The sequence below is a fragment of the Gluconobacter cadivus genome, from assembly GCF_015244745.1.
GTDB classification, from domain to species: Bacteria; Pseudomonadota; Alphaproteobacteria; order Acetobacterales; family Acetobacteraceae; genus Gluconobacter; species Gluconobacter cadivus.
In genome coordinates this window covers 178729-197060 of sequence record NZ_JABCQI010000001.1, presented here as the reverse complement: position 1 = coordinate 197060, position 18332 = coordinate 178729, and the positions used below count along the sequence as shown (strand labels likewise).

Below are 18332 nucleotides of genomic sequence, written 5' to 3'. Positions count from 1 at the left end.
TGGAGCGCGTTGAGAGCACAAAAAAGACCGGCCTCCTTCGGGAGCGCCGGTCTTTTTTGTGCTGTCGCGGAAAGGACGAGGCTTATTTCTGCTGTTTCTCTTCTTCTTCCGTAACTTCGCCGACATCACGGCGGGTCTGGTTTTCGTCCTCCAGCGGGGCTGTGGCCTTGTCGCCCATCGCCAGAAGGGCCGCGGTGATGGGGGAGGCGAGGATCAGGCCGGGGGCGCCGAGGATGGAGCCGAAAACCGTCTGCGACAGGATCGCCATTGCGGGGGGCATATGCACGGCGCGGCGCTGGATCAGCGGGGCAAGGACATTGCCTTCGAAAAACTGGATTACGCAGTAGAGAATGGCGACGAACAGGCCCTCATGCGTGCCGAGCGACAGACCCAGCAGGACAGCAGGCACGGCACCGAGAATGGCGCCGATATAGGGTATGAAATTGCACAGACCCGCCACGACGCCGAGCGCCAGTGCAAGCGGCACGCCAATCAGCGACAGGCCGACGCCTGAGAGGATGCCGACCACGAGCATGTCCAGTGCCTGCCCGGCGGTCCAGGCCCAGAGCGTGGACCCGGCGGTCAACATTAGTTCACGCGCGGCGGGACGGTGCTGCGTGGGGACGAGGCGGATCATCCCGTCGATATAGACGGCCGGGCTGAGGGCGAAATACAGACCGGCGATCAGAACGACCAGAAGCGTTCCGAGGATACCGAAAACACTGCTGAGAAGCCCTGTGACCGAGCCTGCAAGTCCTGATCCCAGAGAGCCGAGGCCTCCTGTTCCGGGTGCGTTTCCGCCGAGGGACGAGGGCAGGTGATCGAGAACCATCTGGCCGATCGTGGAGCCGGAAAGATGGGCGCGCAGTTCGCCGGATTGAGTGATCAGTGCCTGTTTGAGGCGGATGAACTGGTCGCTGATGGAAGGGCCGCTGCTCCAGCCAAGGCCGATCATGGCAACGAGAATTGCCACGGTCACGAGGGCAACCGCGCCCTGATAGGGAATGACGGGAACGTGACGCCGGAGCATACGGGCCAGTCCATGCAGGACGATGGCCACGAGAGCGGAGGCGAAGATCACGGCCAGAACATCGCCGATCAGCCAGATGGCGAGCAGCATGAGGGTCAGGGCGAGCGTGATCCGCATCAGCCCGGCAATTTTGGACAGTTCCCGCGCACGGGGTTCCGTTTCGCTGCGTTCTGCCGGATCGGAAAAAGAGATGCGCATGGAGGTGTCAGTCCTGAGGCTCAGTCGTTGTCAACTGGCTTATGTGGCGGAAGAAGGAGGGTCAATGGGCCCGGCTCAGGCCGTTGCATCTTCCAGTTCGGCCTGCGCTTCGAGCCAGCTTTCCTCGACGGTTTCGAGCGTGGCGTTGAGCGCGGCAAGATGCACGTTCAGGGATGTCAGTTCCCCAGCATCACCGGACTGGTAGAGAGCAGGATCGGCCAGCCGGGCCTCGATCTTTTTCTTTTCGCCAGAAAGCTGAGTCATTTTCGCTTCCGCATCGCGGATTTTCCGCCGCAGCGGGGCGAGGGCGCGGGTCTGTTCCTTGCGGTCAATGCGTTTCTGGGCAGACGCTGTGCCGCCATCTGCTGACGCCGTGGCGGCCTTGCTGCGTTCCGCTATCTCGGCGCGGGCCTTGCGGGCGCGCTCGAGAAGCCAGGCGCGATATTCGGCCATGTCGCCATCAAACGGCGAGATCGTACCGTCTTCGACCAGCCAGAAACGGTCGGCGACGGATTCCACGAGATGGCTGTCATGGCTGATGAGGACGACCGCGCCTTCGAACGCTGACAGGGCGCGGATCAGGGCGTCGCGGGCGTCCAGATCCAGATGGTTGGTTGGCTCATCGAGGATCAGCAGATGCGGGGCTTCGCGGGTGGAAAGGGCGAGGAGCAGACGTGCCTTTTCACCGCCGGAGAGTTCACCGACCTTTGTTTCGGCGCGATTTTCATCAAGGCCGAACCGGGCAAGTTGCGCGCGGACGGCAGCGGGAAACGCGTCCGGCATGGCGCGGCTCATATGGTCGATGGGTGTGTCGGTCAGGACGAGTTCATCGCTCTGGTGTTGGGCGAAATAGCCGATTTTCAGCTTGGGCGAATGATTGTAAGTGCCGGACATCGGTTCCAGCCGACCGGCGAGCAGCTTGGCGAAAGTGGATTTGCCGCGGCCGTTCTGACCAAGCAGGGCGATCCGGTCTTCCATATCCAGACGCTGGTTCAGCCCTTTAAGCACGACGCGCCCGTCATAGCCGAGGCTGACATTGTTCAGGCTCAGCATCGGGGGCGGTAAAGGCTGTGGTTCGGGGAAAGAGAAGCGCGTGGGGGTGTCTTCCACGACGCTCTCGATTTGGGGGAGGCGTTCGAGGGCTTTCAGGCGGGCCTGCGCCTGTTTGGCTTTGGTGGCCTTGGCGCGGAAACGGTCCACGAAGGATTGCATATGGGCGCGCTGGGCCGCGATGCGCTCGGCAGCGCGGTTCTGCTGGAGCGCCTGTTCCGTGCGGATGCGGACGAAATTGTCGTAGCCACCGGGGGTAACACTGATTTTCTGGTGATCGAGATGGGCGATGGCATCGACGGTGTTGTCGAGCAGGGAGCGATCATGGCTGACGATGATCGCGGCACCCGAGAACTTCGCAAGCCAGGATTCCAGCCAGAGCGTGGCTTCGATATCGAGATGGTTCGTCGGTTCGTCGAGCAGCAGCAGGTCAGGGTTCAGGAACAGGGCCGTGGCGAGTGATACGCGCATTCGCCAGCCGCCCGAGAAGTCCGAAACCGCTCGATTCTGCGCGTCCTGATCGAAGCCGAGACCAGACAGGATGGCCCCGGCGCGGGCGGGAGCCGTGTAGGCGTCGATGGCGATGAGGCGTTCATGGACATCTGCGATGCGGACAGGATCGGTCGCGGTTTCGGCTTCCGCGAGCAGTCGGGTGCGTTCAAGGTCGCCTTCCAGAACTGTATCGAGAATGGACGTACTGCCTGAGGGTGTTTCCTGTTTGACGCGGCCCATCGTGGCGCGGGCGGCGAGGGTGATTGTGCCGCCGTCAGGCGCGAAATCACCAGCAATCGCGGCCAGAAGAGTGGATTTTCCGGCGCCGTTCCTACCGATCAGGCCGATCTTGCGTCCCGGGTCAACACTGAGGGACGCATTGTCCAGCAGGGAGCGGCCCGCGATGCGGAGGGACAGGTCGGTGATGGTGAGCAGGCTCACGGGCGCCTCGATCAGTCGGAAGAAAAGAAACAGGTCGGTTAAAATACTGCGACAGACCTATCAGGAACGATGAATTTGCTCTAGTGGAACGGCGGTATTGACCCGCTGGTCCAGCGAGGACCGGTCCTAACAGGAGAAGAAAGATGGCTCTCGAGCGCACGCTTTCCATCATCAAGCCCGACGCGACCAAGCGTAACCTGACCGGCAAGATCAATGCCGTGTTCGAAGACGCCGGCCTGCGTATCGTCGCCCAGAAGCGCATCCACCTGACCGAGAAGCAGGCTGGCGCTTTCTATGCGGTTCACAAGGAGCGTCCGTTCTACGGCAGCCTCGTGTCCTCCATGATTGCCGAGCCGGTTGTCGTGCAGGTTCTGCAGGGTGAAGGCGCTGTCGCCAAAAACCGCGAAGTCATGGGCGCGACCAACCCGGCCGATGCTGCTGAAGGCACCGTCCGCAAGCTGTTCGCCGAGAGCATCGAAGCCAATTCCGTGCATGGCTCTGACAGCCTTGAGAACGCGAAGAACGAGATCTCCTTCTTCTTCGCCGAGACGGAAATCCTGCCGTAATTTTTACGACAGGTAATCTGTTCTCAACAAAAAAGGCGCGGACTTCGGTCCGCGCCTTTTTTGTTTGGAGACGCTGGACGTCTCTTACTTCGCAAAAACGTCGCAGATCATTTCGAGTACGTCCGGGTAGAGCAGGTGTTCCTGTTCCAGCACGCGGGCGGCAAGGGTTTCTGGCGTATCGGTGTCAAGGATGGGAACGCTGGCCTGCCCGAGGATAGGGCCTTCATCCACGCCGGATGTGACGAGGTGGACGGTGCAGCCATGTTCTTTTGCGCCAGCCTTGAGGGCGGCTTCATGGGTGTGTAGGCCGGGGAAGGCGGGTAGGAGGCTCGGGTGGATGTTGAGCATCCTGTCTTCCCACGCCTTGACCAGCCATGGTGTCAGGACACGCATATAGCCCGCGAGGACGACCAGCATGGCGCCGGAGGCCTGAAGGGCTGCGTCTATTTCGCGTTCGTGGGCTTCGCGGTCCGTACCGAAAGGCTTGTGGTCGATGACGAGGGTTTTCAGGCCCGCGTCTTCGGCGACCTCAAGGCCCGGCGCATCCGGGCGGTTGCTGAGGACCAGCACGATTTCGGCGGGATAGTCCGGTCGGGCACAGGCTTCGATCAGGGCGCGCATATTGCTGCCGCGACCGCTGATGAGGATCGCGACAGGCACCTTCTGGATTTTTTTTGGCGCGTTTTTAGGCTGGGCTTTGGCTCTGTTTCTGACGGGCGGCTTCTTCATGCGAAGGAAACCGGTGCGGTCAGGGTGTAGGCGTCGTCTGAGCGGACGATCTGGCCCATGAGGAAACCGGTTTCGCCGCGCGCATCCAGTTCCGCCATGACCTTTTCCGGCTCGGATGTGACAAGCACCATGCCGATGCCGCAGTTGAAGACGCGGAGCATTTCGTCAGCCGCCACATTGCCGGTTTTGGCCAGCCAGCGGAAAACGGACGGAACGACCCATGCGGAGCCGTCCACGCGGACGCCGAAGCCTTCGGGCAGGACGCGCGGCAGGTTGCCCGGCAGGCCGCCGCCTGTGATGTGGGCGCAGCCGTTCAGCAGGCCCTTGGCGTGCAGGTCTAGCACCGCGCGGACATAGAGCTTCGTGGGCGTCATCAGGGCTTCGGCCAGCGTGTGACCTTCGGCGAAGGGGGCCGGGTCGTTCCAGCCGAGGCCGGAGCGGCGCACAACTTCGCGGACCAGCGAGAAGCCGTTGGAATGAACGCCGGAGGAGGGCAGGCCGATCAGCGTGTCGCCTTCGGCGATGTTGGCGGGGAGCAGGTTGTTGCGCTCGGCCGCACCCACGCTGAAGCCTGCGAGATCGTAATGGCCAGGGGCATACATGCCGGGCATTTCAGCCGTTTCGCCGCCGACGAGAGCGCAGCCGGACTCGGCGCAGCCCTTGGCGATGCCCTTCACGACCGTGGCTGCGGCTTCGACGGAGAGCTTTCCGGTGGCGAGATAGTCCAGGAAGAACAGCGGGGTGGCGCCTTGTACGACGAGGTCGTTGACGCACATGGCGACGAGGTCGATCCCGACATCATCATGCTTTCCGGCCTCGATGGCGACCATCAGTTTCGTGCCGACGCCATCGGTGCAGCTGACGAGGACGGGATCGGTGAAGCCTGCGGCCTTCAGATCGAAAAGCGCGCCGAAGCCGCCCAAGCCCCCCATCGTGCCGGGACGGTTCGTGGCTTTGGCTGCGGGCTTGATGGCGTCGACCAGCGCATCGCCAGCGGCAATATCCACGCCGGCCTGTGCGTAGCTTGCGCCGCCAGCCGTGCTGTGGCTCGATCCGGGGGCGATATCAGGCTGATCGGTCATGGTCGAAAGGTTCCCGCTGGTTGACGTGACGCCGTTCTAGAGCATCCTGCGCGCTGGCGGAACGCCTGTTTGATGGTGTTACGGCATGAAAAAGGGGGCTGCGATGACGAAACGGGATGTGGGCGGGGTGTCTGGAAGACCCGCGGCCACCCAGATGGCGTTTCCCCTGCGCCGGGTGACGGCGATGACGTCCGATCGTTTCATCAATGGTCCGTCGAATGTGGCGGCACGGGCATGGCTTGCGCGCAGTCAATGGCCGGATGGGCGTTTGTGGCTCTGGGGCCCTTCGGGGACGGGGAAGACCCATCTCCTTACGGCATGGGCGCATGAACATGACGCGACGGTGCTGGATGCCCGGCTGTTTTCCACGTCTTCGGCGGGAGGGCGGATACGGGTTCAGGGAAATCTTGCCATCGACAATGCCGATTCGCCGGGCGATGAGGCGACCATGCTGCATCTGCTCAATGATGCGTTCTCCCAAGGCGATCGCGTTCTGATGGCGGGCCGCCTGCCGCCGTCGCGCAGTCATTTCATGCTGCCCGATCTTGCGAGCCGTTTGCGGGCGACGGCCACGACCGCAACAGGCGAGCCTGAGGACGATCTACGGGCGACGCTGCTCCTGTCGCTGCTGGCAGACCGGCAGCTTGTCGTGTCGCAATCGGTGACGGACTGGCTGTGGCGTCATCTGCCCCGGACGGGCAACGCACTGGTTTCGGCAGTGGAACGGCTGGACGAGGCGGCGTTGGTGCGCAAGCAGCCCATCACGCGAGCGTTGGCGCTGGAAATGCTGCCGGATCTGCTGACGCCTGAGGAATAGATGTCACGAACGTGACACAAAAACTCCGTTTGACATGCCTATCCCGTGGCATGACCCTTGAGGCGATTTTTAAATCCGTGTGTTCCGGAAGGCCCCATTGTGACGACTGAAGATTCCCGGCCCGCGCCGCGCCGCCGCTCTCCCCGCAAGCCACGCAGTGCAGTCACTCCAGCCCAGAACCGCAGCCGTCGTCGGCAGACTCCCGCTATCCGGGCCGAAGATTACGCGCGTATGGCAACGTCGCCAGAGCGCTTCCTGAACCGGGAACTGTCTTGGTTGGATTTCAACGAGCGCGTTATTGAAGAGGCCGAAAATACCCGCAATCCGCTGTTGGAGCGGGTGCGGTTTCTCTCGATCAGTTCCAGCAATCTGGACGAGTTCTATTCCGTGCGTGTGGCCGGGCTTGTGGGGCAGGTGCGCGAAGGCATGGTCGTGCGCAGTCCGGACGGACTGACCCCCATCCAGCAGCTTTCACAGGTGCGGCAGAAGGCGCGGCATCTTCTGGCGGAGCAGCAGCGCGTCTGGCATGTGCTGGAAGGAGAGCTGAAGGACGCGGGGATCGTCATTCTTCCGACCGACTCGCTGGATGAAACGGATCTGGCGCAGCTTTCCACGCTGTTCGACGAGCGGGTTTTCCCGGTGCTGACGCCGATGGCGGTTGATCCCTCCCATCCGCTGCCCTTTATTCCGAATATGGGTCTGGCGCTGCATCTGCGTTTAAAGGATGCGGCCTCGTCGACGCATGTGATGGACGGCTTGATCCTGCTTCCCGCGCAGGTTCCGCGTTTCCTGCGGCTTCCGGCGCGCTTGAAGGAAGGGCAGGAAACACCGGACCAGATCCGCTTCGTGCTGCTCGAAGATCTCATCACGTTGTTTGCCGGCCGTCTGTTTCCGGGGCTGGTGATCGGGGCTGCGGGCGTGCTGCGCGTGATCCGCGATACGGATGTGGAGTTTGAAGACGAGGCCGAGGATCTGGTGCGGTCTTATGAAACGGCACTGAAACAGCGTCGGCGTGGCGTATGCATTCACCTCGCGCTGGACCGCAAGCTGCCTGACACGCTGGGTCGTGAGATGGGCGAAGAGCTGGGCGTGGGTGAGGAGGACGTTGTCGTTCTGCCGTGCTTCGTCGGAGTGACCGATCTCAAGCAACTGATCGTGGATGACCGCCCGGATCTGGTGTTTTCGGCCTATACGCCGCGCTTTCCCGAGCGGGTTCTGGATTATGACGGCGACTGTTTCGCGGCGATCCGGGCGAAGGACATGCTGGTCCATCATCCGTTCGAAAGCTTCGACGTGGTGGTGCAGTTCCTGCGTCAGGCGGCGCTGGACCCGAACGTTCTGGCAATCAAGCAGACGCTGTATCGCACATCCCGCGATAGCCCGATCGTTCACGCGCTGATCGAAGCGGCGGAGGCCGGAAAATCAGTGACCGCCATGGTCGAACTACGGGCGCGGTTTGACGAGGAAGCCAATATTCGCCTGTCCCGCGCGCTTGAAGCTGCGGGCGTGCAGGTCGTGTTCGGCTTCGCGCATCTCAAGACCCATGCCAAGCTGAGTCTTGTGGTCCGTCGCGAGAACGGCTCGCTCCGGTCCTACGCACATTTCGGAACGGGCAATTACCATCCGATTACGGCGCGGATTTATACGGATCTGTCGTTTTTCACCTGTGACCCGAAGCTGGCTTCGGATTCGGCGCGTCTGTTCAATTACATGACGGGCTATGCCATCCCCGCGAAAATGGATGCGCTGGCCTTCTCGCCCATCACCATCCGCTCCACGCTGGAACAGCTCATTCAGGACGAAATCGACCATGTGAAGGAAGGGCGTCCGGGGCGGATCTGGCTGAAAATGAACAGCCTCGTGGATGCCGAACTGATCGACAAACTCTACGAAGCCTCGCAGGCCGGGGTGAAGATCATTGGGATCATTCGCGGAATCTGCTGTCTGCGGCCCGGTGTGCCGGGGCTTTCGGACAATATCGAAATCAAGTCGATTGTCGGGCGTTTTCTGGAGCATTCCCGGGTTTTCGCCTTTGGAAACGGGCATCGGATGCCGTCCGCCAAGGCAAAAGTTTTCATTTCTTCGGCAGACTGGATGGTGCGGAACATGGACTGGAGGGTAGAAGCCATGGTGCCCATCACGAACCCGACGGTCCATGCGCAGATTCTTGGCCAGATCATGACGATGAACATCAAGGACAACCTTCAGAGCTGGACGCTCACGAGGGACGGCTATTGGCATCGGGTTTCGCCGGGCGCACATCCGTTCTCCGCCCACGAATACTTCATGAACAATCCGTCCCTGTCCGGCCGAGGCTCGGCTGCGCGGGAGAAGGTCCTTCCGGAGGCACATCGCCCCCGTGAGCGGCCCGACAGGATTCTGGAAGACTGATTTTCATGTCCTCATCTGCACAGCGTTCCGCCATTGTCGATCTTGGGTCCAACTCGGTCCGGCTGGTTGTTTTTGAAGGGGTAACGCGCAATCCCCTTCCGATTTTCAACGAGAAAGCCACGCTCAAGCTGGGGCGCGGACTGGATGTGACCGGGCGTCTCAATGAAGAGGGCGTTACGCTGGCGATGGACGTGCTAGGGCGGTTCCATGCCGTCGCCCGTGCCATGGGGGCCGAGCCTTTCGAGGTTCTCGCCACCGCAGCCGTTCGCGATGCGACCAACGGACCCGATTTCGTGGACGCCATCCGAGCGCGGATGCCAGGCGTGCCGATCCGCGTTCTGGAAGGGACCGAAGAAGCCGATTATGCGGCCCGCGGCGTTCTGTGCGGTCTGCCGGAAGCGAATGGTCTGGTTGCGGATATTGGTGGCGGTTCTCTGGAACTGATCCATGTTGCGGACAGCCAGTATTTTGAAGCCGTGACGACGAAACTGGGCGTGATCCGGCTGCATGACCGTTCCAAGGGCAGCATTGAGCGGGCAGCGGAAATCGCGAACGAGCTTCTGGCAGAAGTGAACTGGCTGCCGGGTATGACCGGGCGACCGCTTTATCTTGTGGGCGGGGCGTTCCGTGCGCTGGCGCGGCTTCAGATTGCGCGGACGCAGTATCCATTAAACCTCGTGCATCTGTTTACCCTTTCCGAAGGGGAAGCGCGGGAAATGGCGGACTGGGTCATCAGTTCCCCGCGCCGGACCCTTGAGAAAATGCCGGGGGCCCCCCGCAAGCGTCTGGCGGATGCGCCGTTTGCGGCGGTCGTACTGCGCTGTCTGATGGAGCGGGTCCGTCCGTCCAAGGTCGTGTTCAGTGTCGATGGACTGCGCGAAGGCTGGTACATGCGCCACGTGGCGTCTTCGGTCGCGGATCTTGATCCGATGACGGATCTGGCGACGGAGATGGCCAATCGTCTGGCCCGCAGCGCCTCGCTCGCGGAAGCGCTGGTGAGCTGGACGGCACCGCTGTTTCGCGACGAGACGCGCACCCAGAAGCGTCTGCGCGAACTGGCGTGTATGCTCTCCGATATCGGTTCTTACGATCACCCGGAATATCGGGTCGAGCAGACCTATCGACGGGTGATGTATGGGCATGGTGTGGGCTTCGATCATACGGCTCGGGCTTTTATCGGCCTGACGCTCGCCGTGCGGTATGAAGTCTCGATGGATTCTCCCCTGATTGAACCTTCCCGGCAGCTTCTGTCGCGCTCGGAGATTGACCGTGCGGTGCGTCTGGGCCTTGCGCTCCGGCTGGCCTATACACTCTGCGCGGGAACGAAAGTCCTGCTCGATGAGTGCAGGCTTCTCGTGGAAGACGGAACGCTCGTGCTGGTTCTGGGCGCGCGCAGTGTGCGGGCGGCGGGCAGTGCGGTCCGACGTCGCTTTGAGAGGCTGGCGGCTGCGATGCAGCTTGAATGTCAGGTTAGGGAAGAATGACTTTGCGGGATTACGGGACGGCGGCCAGATTTGGTCTTGTAGCGGCGGCAGTGGTTTTCGGACTGTCGGGCTGCGGAAAATCCCATGACCGGGGTGCGCTGTGGAAGGTCGTTCACGGGCGTTGTGCTGTTGATGCGGATCACAAGCCCTGCACGGTTTATGACGAGAAAGATGGCTATGCCCTCCTCAAGGATCAGACCGGACGCGGCCAGTATCTGGTGATCCCGACGCAGAAGGTGCCGGGCGTTGAAGATCCAAGTCTGCTGAAGCCTGAGACGCCGAATTATTTCGCGGAAGCCTGGGGGCAGCGTGCCCATGTGGCGCAGTCCTACGGGTTTGAAATCCCTGACTCGCATCTGTCGATGGCGATCAATTCGCGTCCGGGGCGCACGCAGGACCAGTTGCACATCCATCTGGATTGCCTGACGTCCTATGCGCGTGCCGAGCTCGACAAGAACATGATCACCGAGGATTGGTCTTTGGTCTCGTTGTACGGTCATCCCTATCGGGCGCGGATCGTGACGTCTCTGGAGCCGTCGCCGTTCCGGGTGATTGCTGCTGATGACATGTCCATCCACACGCTCGTCATCACGCCGGCAAAGCATGGCGGGTTCATCCTGCTCGATGACATGGCGCATGTGCTCGATCATGGATCGGGCGAAGAGCTTCAGGACCATGAATGTCATCTCGATGATCCGCACCATAAGGCCATGATCATGGATGGCATGGACATGGGCCAGCACCCCAACGGCATGATGTAAGACAGCTTTGGGTTGTCCGGGGATTCCGGGTGTGGCAGGGTTCGATAAATCTCGAACAATCTGTCGTCCCGGAGACCGGTCTTGAAACTGGCAGCGAAATCGTCCCCAAACTGGCCACTGCTTTCGCTCGCCGTTGGCGCCTTTGCCATCGGCACCACAGAATTTACACCGATGGGCCTTTTGCCTGTCATCGCGCATGGTCTTCAGGTCAGTGTGCCCAAGGCGGGTGGACTGGTGACGGCCTATGCCGTGGGTGTGATGCTGGGCGCGCCCGTCATTACGCTGCTGATGGCGCGTTTTCGCCGAAAACTGGCCCTGATCCTGCTGATGGGGCTGTATGTGGCAGGGAACCTGCTCTCTGCGGTCTCCGCCAGCTATGACCTGCTGTTTGCCTCACGCGTCCTGACCAGTCTGGCGCATGGGGCGTTCTTCGGGCTGGGAGCCGTGGAGGCTTCGCTGTCTGTCGCGCCAGCGCGCCGGGCGAGTGCGGTGGCGTCCATGTTCATGGGGCTTACGATCGCCAATATCGTTGGTGTTCCAGCAATGACATGGCTCGGGCTGAATTTCGGCTGGCACAGCGCATTCGGCGTGACGGCCATACTGGGGCTCGTGACCATGCTGGCCGTGCAGTTTGCCCTGCCGGCCCGCGAGATTGGCCCGGCCCCGGAGGTCGGGCGCGAATTGCGGGTTCTCGTGAAGGGCAATGTACTTCTGGCGCTGCTGACGACGGCGATCGGCGCGGGGGCGATGTTCGTGCTCTACACCTATATCGCGCCAATCCTCGAACACATCACCCATGCCAGCCCGACCATCATCACTCTGGCGCTGATGCTGACCGGGGTAGGGTTCTCGATTGGTAATGCCATAGGCGGCCGGAGCGCGGATCGCTCTTTGGATGGGAGCCTGCTGGTCTTTTTCCCCATCCTTGGCGTGATCATGCTGATCTTCCCGTGGATGGCGCAGAGTGTACCGGGCGCACTGTTTGCGGCGCTGCTGTGGGGGGCGGCGACCTTTGCGCTCATGCCTGCGCTTCAGATGCGGGTGATGCAGGCCGCGCATGATGCGCCTGCGCTGGCGTCGTCCATGAATATCGGGGCGTTCAACCTTGGCAATGCGATCGGTGCGGCTCTGGGAGGGATCGCACTGTCCATGGGGTTGGGCTATGGCGGTGTGTCCGTCATTGGTACGGCTCTGGCGCTGGTCGGGGTCGGGCTTGTTCTTCTGTCACGAAAGGTGGCTCCTCCATGATCCGTTCCCTCCTGCTCGCCACCAGCCTGTTTGTTGCGCCCCTCTCGGCGCTGGCCGCACAGCCTGCGAATGTTGGCGATGCCATTATGGCCGCCAGCGCCTATCACGACAGCGGCGATTATCAGCGCGATTTCGACGCCGTGGTTGCTCAGGCGCGCCAGTGGATCAAACAGACGGCGCCTAAGACGCGTCATCCCGCAATCGTTCTGGATATCGACGAGACGACCTTGTCCAACTGGGACGAGATCCGCGCCGATGATTTCGGCTATATTCCGGCGGGCCCGTGCGACGCCCTGCCAAAAGGGCCGTGTGGGGCGATCGCCTGGGAAAAGAGTGGCCACGCCCCGGCTTTTGCGTCCATGCGGGCGCTGATCGCAGAGGCTCAGGCGAATCATGTTGCGGTGTTTTTCGTGACAGGACGTCATGAGGACGAGCGGGACGCAACCGAGCGGAACCTGCATCTGGCGGGAATCCAGCACTGGGACGGGCTGTATCTGCGACCGATGACCTCCCATGGATATGCAGCCTTGTACAAGGCACCGACGCGCGAGCGGATCGAGCGTAAAGGCTATACAATTATTGCAAGTCTTGGGGATCAGCCGTCCGACCTGAGCGGTGGCTTTGCAGAAAAGACTTTTCTGCTCCCGAATCCGTTCTATCGTGTTCCGTAATATTATGTAATTCGGGGGGGCAGGATCGTCTTTGCCACCTCTGAAAAAGCCCGGTGCCTCGATGGCACCGGGCTTTTTTGTCTCAGAACGATTTGAGGAGCCGTTCCAGATAGTCCAGTTCGCTCTGCGGGCGCGTGCGGTCCGAGGCGCGGCGGCGGAGTTCGCGTTCGATGTCCCGGGCGCGGTCCCGGGCGCTTTTGTCCGGGATATGGGCGTCCGAATCCTTGCCTTTGTCACCTTCGCCGAGTTTACGGCCCAGCGGATCCTGATCCTTCTGGTCCTCATCACCGCCGTCTTCATCGCCAGCCTGCGGCTGGTCACCGTCATCGCCCTGCTGGCCCTTTGCGCCGTGCTGGGGTTTTCCGGAACCGCCTGCACCACCGGAGGGGATAAAGCTCAGGCTGCCTCCACCCTGTCCGCCCTTGCCGGACCCGCCGGATTTCTGGTTCTGGCGCATCTGCTTTCCGGCTTCGGACAGGTCGGCCAGAACTTTCTGCTCGGCTGTCTGGGCGTCGGCGTCCTTGCGGTCCGCGAGGGCTTCGCGAGCGCTCTGCATGTCCGTTTTGGCCTTGTCGAAGGCTGTGGCGGGCTTGCCGGTCAGATCCTTGACGCGGTGGCTCAGGATATCGTTCACGCGCTGAAGGGCGCGTTGCAGGGCGTGATCCGCACGGCGCCCGTCGGACTGGGCAGCAACCGTCGCCGGATCGACCGGGGCGGGCGGTTTGTCGGCAGGCTGATCCATTCCGGCAGGTGGCTGCATCCCAAGCTGGCGGAGCAGGTCCGCCGTGGACATCTGGCTGACATCGGGGGGATTGCCGTCATCGGGCGGTGCTGCGGCCTTGCGGGCGGCGGAAAGGCGGGACTGCGTGTGGTCGAGCAGCGTGGTCTCGCGGTGGACGAGATCATGCAGGGCCGCGCGCTGCGCCTGTGCTTCGGCCTGCGCCTTCATCTGGGCGGCAAGCGCCTTGAGATCCTCTGGGCGCGCCTGACGCATGCGCTCGGCCATATCTTCCATCTGCTGGAGACGCCGGAGGGCTTCGTCGCCATGACCCTGATTGGCTTCGGACTGGAGGCGGCGCATTTCGTCTGAGAACGGATCGGCCGAGCTGGTGCCGGATTGCGGCATCATGATCCCGCTCTGCGCGGCGCGTTCGAACAGGAGCTGCATCCGGCGGTTCAGGGCGTCCTTGAGAGCCTGTGTGCGGCGCTGGAGTTCTTCCTGTTCAGGAAGAGTATGACCTTTTTCTCCCAGATCGCGCATGTGGTCGAGCTGCTGCTGCACGCCCTGCTGGGCTGCGCGGACTTCAGCTGCGGCATCGGCGATTTCGGGGCCGTCACGGTGTAGATCGTCCAGATAGAGCGCAAGCGCCCAAAGATCACCGGGGACGCGACCTGCGGAGCCTTCCGGAGCGTCTTTGCGAAGGGACGCAATTTCCAGACCCAGCGCTGCAAGGATCGCGCGTTCGTCGGTTGTCTGTGTCAGGAGTTCCAGTTCGTCCGAGGCCTTTGAGGCGCGTTCCTGCCCGAGCATGAGGCGACGGCGCAAAGCCACGAGGGCGCGGGCCAGCGGGTCGGTGAATTTGCGGGCGCCGATCTGGAATTTGATCAGATCGCTTCGGCTTTCGCGACCCGAAACGCTTTTGGCGTGCAGGCGACCTTCAACGTCCATTCCCGCAAAAGGATCGGAAGAGAGATCCGGAGTGGCGATCCCTTTCGTGTTCTTCGGATGACCATCGAGGGGGATTGGAACGCGCAGGATCCGGCCGCGCGAGAGGCCGGGCAGGTGGATTTCTGCCTCAAGCGACTCTACGCCATAGGTCTGGTGGATGTGCCAGGGCAGGTCGGTGCGCCAGTCGTCTTTCTGATTGTCTTTCTGGGGGCCCGGCTTGCCGTCCCACGTGACGGTCGGGGGCAGATCGGGCTCAATGGTCACATGCCATGCGCCGAGAGTGCGGCCACGAACGACGATGCGGACAGTCCCGGATTGCTGGAGCGTACCGTGGCTGTTCCAGCTTCCGGCATCCAGACGGCTCTGTTCAGGAGAGGCGATGCCGGACAAAGTGGGTTTTCCGTGAGCGCCGGTGATGGTGGCGTTCAGGATCGAACCCTGCGGCACATCAAGCGAGGTGCGGCCCGTTGAGGACAGGAAAATGGGCGCGCCGGGAGCGTAAGGCGGTCTGTCGATCCAGGCCTGAAGGGTCGGGAGCGGGACGCTGTCATCGTCCACGCCGGGGACTAGTCCGGCGTAAAGACGTGACGGCGTGTGTGTGCTTGCCAGCAGCGCGGCACCGATCAGGGCCAGAGGGACAGCGACGAGCCCAATGCGGTCTTGCAGGCTGGTCTCGGGATGCGGAAGACCGACGCGGAGCGTCCCGAGCGATGCTGTAACGCGTTCGACATGGCGCGCCCAGATGGCGGACTGTTCGCCGTTTCCGGCAAAAGCCGGGCGGTCCGTCAGGCTGAGGAGTGGCTGGCGGGCGAGGCGGGAATCGTGCTCGATCCTGCGGTCTGCTGCCGGGATGCTCACGGGGGCGACACGACGCAGGCCTGTAACGGTTAACCAGAGGGCTGCGCCGAGCACACCGATTTCGAGTAGCGCGTGCAACCAGTCGGGCAGGGACTGCGGAATGCGTGCAAGGCTGGCCAGACCATAGAACGCCACCAGAAGCAGAGGCCAGCGCAGGGGCTCCCAGGCCCGTTCCCACCACAGGACGCGCTGGGCCTTGCGGCGCAGGGTTTTGAGATGGAGGGCCGGGTTTGGCTCAGCCATGGTCATTCCCAGCTGCTGTCAGCCATTCGGGGACGGTTTCAACGGCAATCAGTTCTGCAACACTCTGGGGCTGGCGGATAATATCCCATTTCCCATTGTCGATCAGAACCTGCGCGGCGAGCGGGCGGGAATTATAGGTGGAACTCATGACAAATCCATAAGCGCCGGTGTCGAGCAGGGCGATCAGGTCACCACGTTTCGTATCCGCAGGGAGCGCGCGATCACGGGCGAAGATATCGCTGCTTTCGCAGACCGGACCGACGATATCCCAGAGTTTTGTCGGGCTGGTCAGGCCATTGGGGGCGACTGGCATGATGCCGTGCCAGGATTCGTACAGGGATGGACGGGCCAGATCGTTCATGGCAGCGTCGAGCACAACGAAATCTGGATTGCCAGCTTTCGTTTCGATCACGCGGCTTAGTAGAATGCCGGTTGGTGCGGAAAGCCAGCGGCCGGGTTCGATGCTGAGGCGGACACCAAGGTCCCCCAGCGTCTCGGCAATAACGCCTGCGAGCATATCGGGCGAGGGAGCGATTTCGTCACGATAGCGGATACCGAGGCCGCCGCCGCAGTCCACGGCTTCGACGGTGTGACCGGCGGCGCGGATTTCGCGGACCATATCGGCCAGTCGGGTATAGCCTTCGCGGAAAGGGCCTGCGGTCAGCATCTGGCTGCCCAGATGAACGGCAAGGCCAACGAGGCGGACGTTCTTCAGGCTGGCGGCTTCACTATACAGGGCCACGGCGCGGCGGTGTTCGATACCGAATTTGTCTCCGGCGCGACCTGTGGAAATCTTGTCATGAGTGTCGGCGTCCACGTCCGGATTAACACGCAGGGCAGCACGTGCGACGCGACCGCAGGCGCGGGCAATGTCGTCGAGGCGGTATAGTTCTTCGACGCTTTCGACATTAACCTGCGCGATATCGTGTTCAACGGCTGCCCGCAGTTCCGCATCGGATTTCCCAACGCCGGAGAAAACGATCTTCGAGGGTTGGATCCCGGCATGGAGCGCGCGCTGCATTTCGCCGCCGCTGACGATATCCACGCCGTAACCGCACTGCCGCAGGATGGCGAGTGTGGCCTGATGGTCCTGCGATTTCATGGCGAAATGCATGCTGATCGGCAGGTTCCGAGCCTCGAACGCCGCGCGCAGGGCTTTTGCCCGCCGTCGCAGCGTTTCTGCTCCTGTGATCCAGCACGGCGTGCCGACAGCGGCCGCGATGACGTGTAGGGGCACGCCTTCGAACACGAGGCCGTCCCGTGCATCCATCGTCAGGGAAGGGCGGGTGTCCAGCATGTCGTGGAAGGACGGGTCGGTAGCGGGATCGGAGGGAAGCGGTGCACTCATGATGGTGATACCGTATCGCTCTTGGAAGCATGTTCCAAGCTGAACCCGCAGGGGATAATATCATCGGTATGATACAGGAACTGATCCGGGAGGCCCTTGAGGCCCGTTCGCGTGCTTATGCACCCTATTCGCGCTTTCAGGTGGGCGCGGCCTTGCGGTGTGAGGGTGTTGTTCATTCAGGCTGCAATGTCGAGAACGCCGCCTATCCGCTGGGAACATGTGCGGAGGCCGGTGCGATTGCCTCCATGATCCGTGCTGGGGGACGGCGGATTGAGGAAATCGTGGTCGTGGGCGGCGATGCGCCGTGTACGCCCTGTGGCGGGTGTCGGCAGAAACTGCGGGAGTTCGGTCTGCCGGACCTGCGGGTGCATATGATCTCGCCCAAAGGGGATATTCTTCTGACCCGGACTCTGGCCGAACTGTTGCCTGATGCGTTCGGCCCGGATCATCTGGGATGAAAGGCGCCGCTGCGCTGCTGATGTTCTGGATCTGCGGCGCAGCAGCGTTCGCCGCTCCGGGTGTCGCGCTGCCGGGACTCGGACCTGACAGCCATCGCAGCGTGGTGGATGTGAATAAGGCGCCCTGGAAGATTCTAGGGCGCGTCCAGACCTCCCTCGGTAGTCGTTGCACGGGATTCGCCGTGGCACCGACCGTCATGGTGACGGCGGCGCACTGTCTATGGCTGCCTGCGACGCGTCACTATATCCAACCTGAGGATGTTCATGTCCTGATGGGCTATATGCTCGGACATTACCGTCTTCATGCGCAGGTGACACAGTTTGTTATTGCGCCCGGTTACGACCCTGAAAACGAGGGCGGCACGGCGTCCGAGGATCGGGCAACGCTGGTGCTGGACCGCAAGGTCATCGCGTCGGCCGATCTTGTTCCTTACGGCGCAGCAGAGATGGGCGCGGCTGCGATGCTGGTCGGATATCCGCAGGATCGGTCGGAAGTCCCGTATGGAGATATTTCCTGTTATATCAATGGTTTGTCAGGGAATGGTTTGATCCATCATGACTGTTCGGCAACACGCGGAGACAGCGGTGGCCCCCTTCTGGCACGCCAGCCAGACGGCCAGTGGGGGATTGTGGGTATCGATGTTCTGGCGACGCCGGAGCGGGGCGGGTTTGCCGCACCCTTGCCGCACTGAAATTTGCGTGTTTCCGCAAAGCATAATGCGTAAGATTTGCGTCAGAAAAAATTCACTCATGCAAACATGAGCCGTGTTTCCGCGTTGTTGAAAAGACGACACCA

The 18332-nt window shown here is 62.0% G+C and carries 15 protein-coding genes; 9 read left to right on the top strand and 6 right to left on the bottom strand.

The annotated features are described in order from the left end of the window. Positions 1–82: 82 nt before the first annotated feature. Together HKD28_RS00900 and HKD28_RS00895 are read right to left on the bottom strand one after the other, a co-directional pair. Positions 83–1228, bottom strand: coding sequence for an AI-2E family transporter (locus HKD28_RS00900; RefSeq protein WP_194266511.1), 1146 nt, complete (start codon positions 1226–1228; stop codon positions 83–85). A 75-nt stretch (positions 1229–1303) separates the two neighbouring features. Next, complete coding sequence (locus tag HKD28_RS00895) at positions 1304–3211, bottom strand: ABC-F family ATP-binding cassette domain-containing protein (RefSeq protein WP_194266510.1); 1908 nt, start codon at positions 3209–3211, stop codon at positions 1304–1306. A 143-nt stretch (positions 3212–3354) separates the two neighbouring features. Between HKD28_RS00895 and ndk the strand changes: the two genes are divergently transcribed. Then, positions 3355–3777: a nucleoside-diphosphate kinase gene (gene ndk, locus HKD28_RS00890; RefSeq protein WP_062030848.1), complete on the top strand. Its 423-nt coding sequence runs from the start codon at positions 3355–3357 to the stop codon at positions 3775–3777. Between the two features lie 84 nt (positions 3778–3861). Here ndk and purN read toward each other — a convergent pair whose 3' ends face one another. Continuing rightward, positions 3862–4506, bottom strand: coding sequence for a phosphoribosylglycinamide formyltransferase (gene purN / locus HKD28_RS00885; RefSeq protein ID WP_194266509.1), 645 nt, complete (start codon positions 4504–4506; stop codon positions 3862–3864). Then, the gene (gene purM, locus HKD28_RS00880; RefSeq protein WP_194266508.1) at positions 4503–5588 is read right to left on the bottom strand and encodes a phosphoribosylformylglycinamidine cyclo-ligase; all 1086 of its coding nucleotides are present in this window, start codon (positions 5586–5588) and stop codon (positions 4503–4505) included. Before purM ends, purN begins: the two co-directional genes overlap by 4 nt. A 103-nt stretch (positions 5589–5691) precedes the next feature. On the opposite strand from purM, the gene HKD28_RS00875 reads away from it, so the two are divergent. The 6 genes from HKD28_RS00875 to HKD28_RS00850 all read left to right on the top strand — a co-directional run bounded on the left by HKD28_RS00875 (position 5692) and on the right by HKD28_RS00850 (position 12960). Further along, positions 5692–6405 carry a DnaA/Hda family protein gene (locus HKD28_RS00875; protein WP_194266507.1) on the top strand — a complete coding sequence of 238 codons (714 nt, stop codon included), beginning with the start codon at positions 5692–5694 and terminating at the stop codon, positions 6403–6405. Between the two features lie 231 nt (positions 6406–6636). Further along, entirely contained in the window at positions 6637–8796 is a 2160-nt protein-coding gene (locus tag HKD28_RS00870) for an RNA degradosome polyphosphate kinase (RefSeq protein WP_235993255.1), read from the top strand. 5 nt (positions 8797–8801) lie between these two features. After that, on the top strand, positions 8802–10280 hold the full coding sequence (locus HKD28_RS00865) for a Ppx/GppA family phosphatase (protein ID WP_194266505.1): 1479 nt from the start codon (positions 8802–8804) through the stop codon (positions 10278–10280). Beyond that, positions 10277–11041 carry a CDP-diacylglycerol diphosphatase gene (locus HKD28_RS00860; protein ID WP_194266504.1) on the top strand — a complete coding sequence of 255 codons (765 nt, stop codon included), beginning with the start codon at positions 10277–10279 and terminating at the stop codon, positions 11039–11041. The genes HKD28_RS00865 and HKD28_RS00860 overlap by 4 nt, the downstream gene beginning before the upstream one ends. Positions 11042–11122: 81 nt before the next feature. Next, complete coding sequence (locus HKD28_RS00855) at positions 11123–12289, top strand: MFS transporter (protein WP_194266503.1); 1167 nt, start codon at positions 11123–11125, stop codon at positions 12287–12289. Then, complete coding sequence (locus HKD28_RS00850; RefSeq protein WP_194266502.1) at positions 12286–12960, top strand: HAD family acid phosphatase; 675 nt, start codon at positions 12286–12288, stop codon at positions 12958–12960. Before HKD28_RS00855 ends, HKD28_RS00850 begins: the two co-directional genes overlap by 4 nt. 82 nt (positions 12961–13042) lie before the next feature. On the opposite strand, the gene HKD28_RS00845 is transcribed toward HKD28_RS00850, so the two are convergent. Continuing rightward, on the bottom strand, positions 13043–15730 hold the full coding sequence (locus tag HKD28_RS00845; RefSeq protein WP_194266501.1) for a DUF4175 domain-containing protein: 2688 nt from the start codon (positions 15728–15730) through the stop codon (positions 13043–13045). Further along, positions 15723–17078, bottom strand: coding sequence for a diaminopimelate decarboxylase (gene lysA, locus HKD28_RS00840; RefSeq protein ID WP_194266500.1), 1356 nt, complete (start codon positions 17076–17078; stop codon positions 15723–15725). The genes HKD28_RS00845 and lysA overlap by 8 nt, the downstream gene beginning before the upstream one ends. 68 nt (positions 17079–17146) lie before the next feature. On the opposite strand from lysA, the gene HKD28_RS00835 reads away from it, so the two are divergent. Both HKD28_RS00835 and HKD28_RS00830 read left to right on the top strand, forming a co-directional pair. Continuing rightward, positions 17147–17536, top strand: a complete 390-nt coding sequence (locus tag HKD28_RS00835; protein WP_194266499.1) for a cytidine deaminase — start codon at positions 17147–17149, stop codon at positions 17534–17536. Next, positions 17533–18228, top strand: a complete 696-nt coding sequence (locus HKD28_RS00830; protein WP_194266498.1) for a trypsin-like serine peptidase — start codon at positions 17533–17535, stop codon at positions 18226–18228. The genes HKD28_RS00835 and HKD28_RS00830 overlap by 4 nt, the downstream gene beginning before the upstream one ends. The last annotated feature ends 104 nt before the right edge of the window (positions 18229–18332 follow it).

Excerpts from the sequence above, each read along its gene's own strand:
- HKD28_RS00900 (WP_194266511.1), bottom strand. The coding sequence starts at position 1,228 with ATGCGCATCTCTTTTTCCGATCCGGCAGAACGCAGCGAAACGGAACCC.
- ndk (WP_062030848.1), top strand. The coding sequence starts at position 3,355 with ATGGCTCTCGAGCGCACGCTTTCCATCATCAAGCCCGACGCGACCAAG.
- purN (WP_194266509.1), bottom strand. The coding sequence starts at position 4,506 with ATGAAGAAGCCGCCCGTCAGAAACAGAGCCAAAGCCCAGCCTAAAAAC.
- purM (WP_194266508.1), bottom strand. The coding sequence starts at position 5,588 with ATGACCGATCAGCCTGATATCGCCCCCGGATCGAGCCACAGCACGGCT.
- HKD28_RS00875 (WP_194266507.1), top strand. The coding sequence starts at position 5,692 with ATGACGAAACGGGATGTGGGCGGGGTGTCTGGAAGACCCGCGGCCACC.
- HKD28_RS00870 (WP_235993255.1), top strand. The coding sequence starts at position 6,637 with ATGGCAACGTCGCCAGAGCGCTTCCTGAACCGGGAACTGTCTTGGTTG.
- HKD28_RS00865 (WP_194266505.1), top strand. The coding sequence starts at position 8,802 with ATGTCCTCATCTGCACAGCGTTCCGCCATTGTCGATCTTGGGTCCAAC.
- HKD28_RS00860 (WP_194266504.1), top strand. The coding sequence starts at position 10,277 with ATGACTTTGCGGGATTACGGGACGGCGGCCAGATTTGGTCTTGTAGCG.
- HKD28_RS00850 (WP_194266502.1), top strand. The coding sequence starts at position 12,286 with ATGATCCGTTCCCTCCTGCTCGCCACCAGCCTGTTTGTTGCGCCCCTC.
- HKD28_RS00845 (WP_194266501.1), bottom strand. The coding sequence starts at position 15,730 with ATGGCTGAGCCAAACCCGGCCCTCCATCTCAAAACCCTGCGCCGCAAG.
- lysA (WP_194266500.1), bottom strand. The coding sequence starts at position 17,078 with ATGAGTGCACCGCTTCCCTCCGATCCCGCTACCGACCCGTCCTTCCAC.
- HKD28_RS00835 (WP_194266499.1), top strand. The coding sequence starts at position 17,147 with ATGATACAGGAACTGATCCGGGAGGCCCTTGAGGCCCGTTCGCGTGCT.
- HKD28_RS00830 (WP_194266498.1), top strand. The coding sequence starts at position 17,533 with ATGAAAGGCGCCGCTGCGCTGCTGATGTTCTGGATCTGCGGCGCAGCA.